A 6,538-nucleotide genomic window follows, 5' to 3' on the forward strand; every position below is an offset into this window, starting at 1 on the left:
AACCATGCTATTTTAGTAAGCAACTCAATGCCTAGAAATCAATTGGCCACAAAAAATAGTCAACGCCATTTCAGTGATTTGGAGCCACTACTATGGGATTATTTGATGCATTTCGCAAGGACACGGTAAAAAATAGCCAACTTACCCTTGGCCCTGCGGAAGCCTTTGCTGCCATTATGCTATTAGTAGTTGCCGCAGATGGTTACTTAGCTGATGATGAAGTTCGCCTGCTCAATACAACTCTGAGCCGTATGAGGCTCTTCCGTAGCTATTCTGATGATGTAATGCGGCGCATGTTTGACAGTCTTTGTGGAACGCTGCGGCGCGATGGTGGAAACGTTCTGTTTGATGCAGCGATCGCCACCCTACCCCATGATTTGTATGATACGACTTTTGCGATCGCCACCGATCTAGTCCTCGCCGATGGCCAAGTCAGCAACGAAGAAGAAGACCTTCTCGGTAGTTTATGCCGCGCTCTAGAATTACCCGATACTCTCGTCAATCAGATCATCCAAGTCATGATGATTAAGAATAAAGGATAACGATCCCTATCTTGGATCTAATTCTTGCTGGAAATAATAATTACTTTTGAGAATCTGAATTAAAAGTTTTCCCTATTCCCTATTCCCTTGATGATTAATGAGTAAGGGTGGGTGTACCCGTATCTATAGATGAAATCAAAAGATTGGGTTCATCCACCCTTACCATTAACTCCTCATCAACCCACCAATAGATTTCATCTTTTCCCGTAAATCAGGTCTTGAAACTTTATGGGTAGTGAGTGAGGATATGGAACTTATTTAAATTTAACGGGCGCTGCTACGAGATCTCGATAATTTGGCATTGCGTTGGGCAAATGTCAACAGCAAATACACAACCATCAGATACATAGAAGCTAAGGCAACAATCATGAGGGGCAAACCAGTGTACATAGGGCATCAGTTAAGTAGCGGAGTAAGGAACAAGCACAAGGATTTCAAAGCTGAGGTAACCTCCAGTTAAGCCAGCGGCCAGTCTGACTCTGGAGATAGACTTAAACCAGTCCACTTGATCGCTTTAAACTGCTCTGCCAAGGACTTTTTATCCTCTTAAATATAGGGGGTATATCTAGAAGGACAACTGTCCTGACATCCCTAAAAAATATACAAACGACGATGCAGGTGCTGATAGCCCCTCAATATAACAGACTCGGAAAGAGACCCAACTCTAAAAGAGTGCATAGTAAAACCGAAAACGGTTTACTACAGCAGCATCCTTCCACCAACAAGACTTATATTGAGGTTAACGTCTATCAGCCCTAACTTGTACGACTTTGCAGTTTTCCAGTTGGGTTACTGAGTGATTTGAAATCCTTATTATTTAATCTAACACAAAACTTTCAACTTGCTGAGGGAATATTGCCCAATTTGGAAAAAAAATCCGAAAATCGGAGATCTGCCCCCTTATTGGCTCAATAAACTTCGTTGTGGACTCTTGAACCACACCATTGGTACTCGGTGAGACTCTCTCGATTCTAATTCCCTGACAAACGGCAACATGGTATTAGAATAAATATGTAAAGTTTCGTAACTAACGGCAGAGTCAGCTTAATTCATGACCTCAACGACCTCCTTATTCCATCCAGTTGAAGCAGACGTTGATCTGCTAACGGAAAACTTGAAACAGTTGGTTAGTGCGCGTCATCCCATCCTGTTTGCAGCCGCTGAGTATCTCTTTGGAGCAGGAGGGAAGCGCTTAAGACCCGCCATTGTCCTCTTAATCTCTAGGGCAACCACTGCCAACCCAGAAATTAGCGATCGCCATCGGCGTTTAGCGGAAATCACCGAAATGATCCATACTGCTAGCCTCGTCCATGATGATGTGGTGGACGAATCGGATCTACGTCGGGGTCTACCCACAGTTCACAGTAGTTTTGGCAATCGTATCGCTGTCTTAGCTGGGGATTTCCTATTTGCCCAATCTTCCTGGTATTTAGCCAACTTAGATAATCTTGCGGTCGTCAAGCTGCTATCAGAAGTCATTATGGATTTGGCTGAAGGAGAAATTCAACAAGGACTGAGACGATTTGATACGAGTTTATCCCTGGAAGAGTATTTAGAAAAAAGTTATTACAAAACTGCATCGCTGATTGCCAATAGTGCAAAAGCAGCCGGTGTTTTGAGCAGTGTCTCCGAACAGATGGCCCAAAACTTATATGTATATGGGCGTAATTTAGGGTTAGCCTTTCAAATTGTAGATGATATTCTCGATTTTACCGGTTCTGATGAAGCACTGGGCAAACCCGCAGCTTCAGATTTGAAAAACGGCAATCTCACAGCTCCCGTATTATATGCCTTGGAAGAACACCCAGGTTTAGAGACCTTGATTGAGCGCGAATTTAAGGAACCCGGAGATTTAGAACAAGCTCTAAGTTGGATTGATAAATCTCAAGGATTACCGCTCTCCCGTGAGCTGGCGGCTAAACATGCTCGTTTGGCTCGTGAATCTTTAGCAGATCTGCCGAAAACAGAATCTTACGAAACGCTGATCAATCTTACTGACTATGTACTACGTCGTTTATATTAGACTTCTTGTACAAGTCAGAACATAGGGAATAGGGAATAGGGAATAGGGAAAACCGGGTTCCACCCTTTCCTTCAATAGCCCATAATCGTGTTATCCCAATGGCTTGATTCTAGATTTAGAATTTGACAAGATCCACCCAGCTTTTTATCAAGCTATATTGGGAGGAATATTTGAGATGGGAGGAGCCGCACCGGAAGAGAGTTGAGCCAAATAAGATTGAATTAAATTTTTCACATCTTCAGCGAACACTTCTACCCCCGCTTGCAAATTTCCTGGAGTTTCAAAGAAAACTAAACTATCAATCGGCAACGTCACCATTTGAAACAGAAGGGAAGTAATGGAGATCGCTACAGCCATCAAGTTAGGATCTTCTTTAGCTGAAGGAGATTGAGCCGCATCTTTGAGGGTGGGGAAGGCGTAAATCACCTTTTTCGTTAATTTCGGTTGCTCATTATTGCGTAGGGTGGTAAACACCCACTCCCCACTGACCGATTGCAAAATATAATACTGAGAGTGTTGCAGTTCTTGGGCTAACCGTTTCAGGGCTGGAGCGATCGCCGCGATGATTTGAGGAGTATGGCCATCTTGAGGTGCTTGATCGATTAAAGTTTGAATCTGGGCATCTAAATCCATAGGTTGAGCTTTGGTAGTGTCGTCTCTCTAGTCTAACCTCAGTTTTGGTTCAGGGAACCTGACCGGGAAAAATGGGTTTCAGCCCTGCCCTTTAATGAAGTGGAGGGTGGGGGAAGACGTTAAGTTAGACTACACTTCACCCGAAATAGATTGCTTGAGAAAATCAATGAACACTTGAACTTTGAGCGGAATATAAGCCCGGGAAGGATAGAGCAACCAAGCGGCGGTATTGAAGCTTGTTGCTGTTACAGCATAATATGGAAACACATTAATCAGTTTGCGATCTCGTAAATCATCTGCAATTAACCAGCTAGGGAGTAATGTGCGCTGGAGTAAGCGCAGACTCAGTTCTGTTTCTAAACGAGCGATCGCCCGTGACACAGATGAAGGGTCAACGTTGCGCTCTCGTGCCACTGCTGCAAAACTGCCTTGCTTAACGACATCGACAAATGTTTTCAGAAGCGATAATTCCATAACTGAATGTCGAAAATGTCTAATTTTGATGACTGATGTCTACTGAGATTTATAAAGCTTGGAAGCAAGACCATAAAGCGGTTGAGTGACAATTTTCTACCATGTAATCCGCCTACAGGTGCAGGTCTTGCTCCTGCACCTATGAATCAATCTAACGGGACTTGAACATTGGCTGAAACTGAAGTCAATGCAAAAGCCGAAAATGTAATCCCACGATCCTTACTTGATGGGGTTTCGCAGAAACTCCATCAAAATTAGTCCAAAGTAGGGAGATCCGAATCTAGGGTACGGTGCAGTCGTCTAGGCAAACCCGCCTCAATCTTCCAAAATTGTACAGTAATCCCCTATTTTATGTAACTTCTCGCTATCCTTTATTATCAACAATGACAACTGTACTCGAACAAGGAACCATCAGTATTCATACTGAGAATATTTTCCCGATTATCAAAAAATCTCTCTATTCTGACCATGAGATTTTCTTTCGGGAATTAGTCTCTAACGCAGTAGATGCGATCGCCAAACTCAAAATGGTCTCTCACACCGATGACTTTTCCGGTGAAGTCGGAGAACCCGAAATCGTAATTACTGTTGATAAAGAGAAGAAAACCCTCTCTATTAGCGATAACGGCATCGGCATGACGGCTGATGAAGTCAAAAAATATATTAACCAAGTTGCCTTTTCTAGCGCAGAAGAATTCCTAGAAAAGTATAAAGGAACCACAGAAGAAGGCATTATTGGCCACTTTGGTCTAGGGTTTTATTCCTCCTTCATGGTGGCCAAACAAGTTGAAATCGATACTCTGTCCTATCGCAATGGAGCGCAAGCAGTTCATTGGACTTGTGACGGTTCCCCAGCATTCAAACTGGAAGATTCGGAACGTACTACCCGAGGAACCACGATTATTCTTACCCTCATGGACGAAGAGGAAGAATACTTAGAACCCACTCGGATTAAGCAGTTGGTGAAAACCTACTGTGATTTTATGCCGGTTTCCATTAAGCTCGACGAAGAGCAAATTAATAAACGGGATGCTCTATGGCGTAAATCTCCACGAGATCTGACGGATGAGGACTATCTAGAGTTTTATCGCTATCTCTATCCATTCCAAGAAGAACCCCTACTCTGGATTCATCTAAAAACGGATTATCCCTTCTTGCTCAATGGGATTCTCTATTTCCCCAAACTCAAGCCTGATGTAGATGTCACCAAAGGACAGATCAAGCTGTTCTGCAATCAGGTGTTCGTCTCCGAGCATTGCGAGGAAATTATTCCTAAGTTCCTGCTTCCTATGCGAGGGGTAATTGATAGTCCCGATATTCCCCTAAATGTGTCAAGATCTGCCCTTCAGATGGATCGCACCGTTCGGAGAATAGCAGACTTTGTCGCCAAAAAAGTCGGCGATCGCCTCAAAGAACAGTACCGCGATTCCCGCGAAGACTACATCAAGAGCTGGAAAGACTTAGGCACATTCGTTAAATTCGGCTGCCTCAACGACGACAAATTTAAAGGCCAAGTCGAAGAGATCGTCATCTACCGTACCACCTGGGAAGGGGAAACGACTGAAAGTTCCCCAGAAGTCCAAGTGCAAGCCGAAGAAGGTGACGCTTGGCAAGAAGTTCAATCCAGCAACAAAGACGCTCAAGGTCATACCTATACCACCTTAAAAGAATACCTAGAGCGCAACAAAGAACGGCACGAAAATCGAGTCTTCTACTGCACCGATGAAGTCAACCAAGGAACCTATATCCAACTTCACCAAAACCAAGGTTTAGAAGTTCTCTATATGGATTCCTTCATCGATCCTCACTTTATCAGTTTCCTAGAGCGCGAGCATTCTGATGTCAAGTTTGCCCGCGTGGATGCTGAAATTGACGAGCAACTATTGGAGCAGGACAAAGACAAAGAAATTGTCGATCCGAAAACCAATACCACTGCCAGCGAACAAATCAAAGAACTGTTTGAGAAAGCGCTCAATAAACCCAAACTTCAGATTCGCACTGAATCCTTGAAAGGCAATAATGATGAACAAAACCCACCCGCAATGGTGTTATTGCCGGAATTCATGCGCCGTTTGCAGGAAATGAACGCCATGTTCCAACAAGAAACCGCGAAGTTTCCTGAAGAACATATTCTGTTAGTCAATACAGCTCATCCCTTAATTCAAGACTTATTGCGCTTAAGTCAAGGCAGCATTATTTCCGGTGAAGGATCTTCTCCTTCCGCGGAGTTAGCTAACCTGATTTGCAATCAAGTTTACGATTTAGCTCTGATGGCACAAAAAGGCTTTGATGCAGGTGGAATGAAATCTTTTGTCGATCGCTCGACTCAAGTCTTAACCCGCTTAACTGCGAAAGCATAACCATCAATTGTGGATTAGGGGTAGAGTCATCTACCCCTAATCATTAACCTATAGCGATAAGCATCTTTCTATTATCAATCTCTTTTGTTCGATGAGTTTATCAACAAAATCAGAGTATTCTCCATCAAAAAAACCGTTAAATCCAAAATTTGAACGTATACCTCTTGGCATCCTTGCTGTTATATTCATACAGTCTTCTTTCTCCCTATACAATATTTTAAGTTGTTCTAGATGTTCTGATAAGTCAAGAAGGTGTTTTGAAGAGTAACCGGCTTCAATTCGTCTGTTGATCAACTTTTGTAGTTCTTCATCATTAGCTGGACAAGAACTAGTTCCACGTCGAATATAGACAGTATCTACTTGTAAAATAGTTTTGTTTTTATCATTCTTAGCCTCTTTCACGCTCAAGAATGGAATCAATCTATAGTCATATCAAGTCCGATGAATAAGTTACGATATAAATGAAGAGTGTCCAAGCAAAGCAATGCCCCGACGAATTAAGATAG

General features: G+C 42.9%; 6 protein-coding genes. 3 read left to right on the plus strand and 3 right to left on the minus strand.

Annotation, left to right across the window (positions count from 1 at the left end):
• Positions 1–92 precede the first annotated feature (92 nt).
• Together J7529_RS15430 and sds are read left to right on the plus strand one after the other, a co-directional pair.
• Positions 93–542, plus strand: coding sequence for a tellurite resistance TerB family protein (locus tag J7529_RS15430; protein ID WP_318729730.1), 450 nt, complete (start codon positions 93–95; stop codon positions 540–542).
• Positions 543–1,593: 1,051 nt separating this feature from the next.
• Entirely contained in the window at positions 1,594–2,565 is a 972-nt protein-coding gene (gene sds, locus J7529_RS15435; protein ID WP_271944794.1) for a solanesyl diphosphate synthase, read from the plus strand.
• A gap of 147 nt (positions 2,566–2,712) precedes the next feature.
• Here sds and J7529_RS15440 read toward each other — a convergent pair whose 3' ends face one another.
• Positions 2,713–3,198 (minus strand): hypothetical protein, encoded by a 486-nt coding sequence (locus J7529_RS15440; protein WP_318729732.1) that lies wholly within the window; start codon positions 3,196–3,198, stop codon positions 2,713–2,715.
• A 129-nt stretch (positions 3,199–3,327) separates the two neighbouring features.
• Positions 3,328–3,672 carry a LysR family transcriptional regulator gene (locus tag J7529_RS15445; RefSeq protein ID WP_271944780.1) on the minus strand — a complete coding sequence of 115 codons (345 nt, stop codon included), beginning with the start codon at positions 3,670–3,672 and terminating at the stop codon, positions 3,328–3,330.
• A gap of 383 nt (positions 3,673–4,055) precedes the next feature.
• Here J7529_RS15445 and htpG point away from each other — a divergent pair, with 383 nt between their 5' ends.
• Complete coding sequence (gene htpG / locus J7529_RS15450; protein ID WP_318729734.1) at positions 4,056–6,032, plus strand: molecular chaperone HtpG; 1,977 nt, start codon at positions 4,056–4,058, stop codon at positions 6,030–6,032.
• A 48-nt stretch (positions 6,033–6,080) separates the two neighbouring features.
• Here htpG and J7529_RS15455 read toward each other — a convergent pair whose 3' ends face one another.
• On the minus strand, positions 6,081–6,440 hold the full coding sequence (locus J7529_RS15455; protein ID WP_318729735.1) for a hypothetical protein: 360 nt from the start codon (positions 6,438–6,440) through the stop codon (positions 6,081–6,083).
• Positions 6,441–6,538: the final 98 nt, after the last annotated feature.

The sequence above is a fragment of the Roseofilum sp. Guam genome (assembly GCF_017746735.1).
In the GTDB taxonomy this organism is placed as follows: Bacteria; Cyanobacteriota; Cyanobacteriia; order Cyanobacteriales; family Desertifilaceae; genus Roseofilum; species Roseofilum reptotaenium.

What these genes read in the sequence shown, in the direction of transcription:
- J7529_RS15430 (WP_318729730.1), top strand. Translation starts at nt 93, where the DNA reads ATGGGATTATTTGATGCATTTCGCAAGGACACGGTAAAAAATAGCCAA.
- sds (WP_271944794.1), top strand. Translation starts at nt 1,594, where the DNA reads ATGACCTCAACGACCTCCTTATTCCATCCAGTTGAAGCAGACGTTGAT.
- J7529_RS15440 (WP_318729732.1), bottom strand. Translation starts at nt 3,198, where the DNA reads ATGGATTTAGATGCCCAGATTCAAACTTTAATCGATCAAGCACCTCAA.
- J7529_RS15445 (WP_271944780.1), bottom strand. Translation starts at nt 3,672, where the DNA reads ATGGAATTATCGCTTCTGAAAACATTTGTCGATGTCGTTAAGCAAGGC.
- htpG (WP_318729734.1), top strand. Translation starts at nt 4,056, where the DNA reads ATGACAACTGTACTCGAACAAGGAACCATCAGTATTCATACTGAGAAT.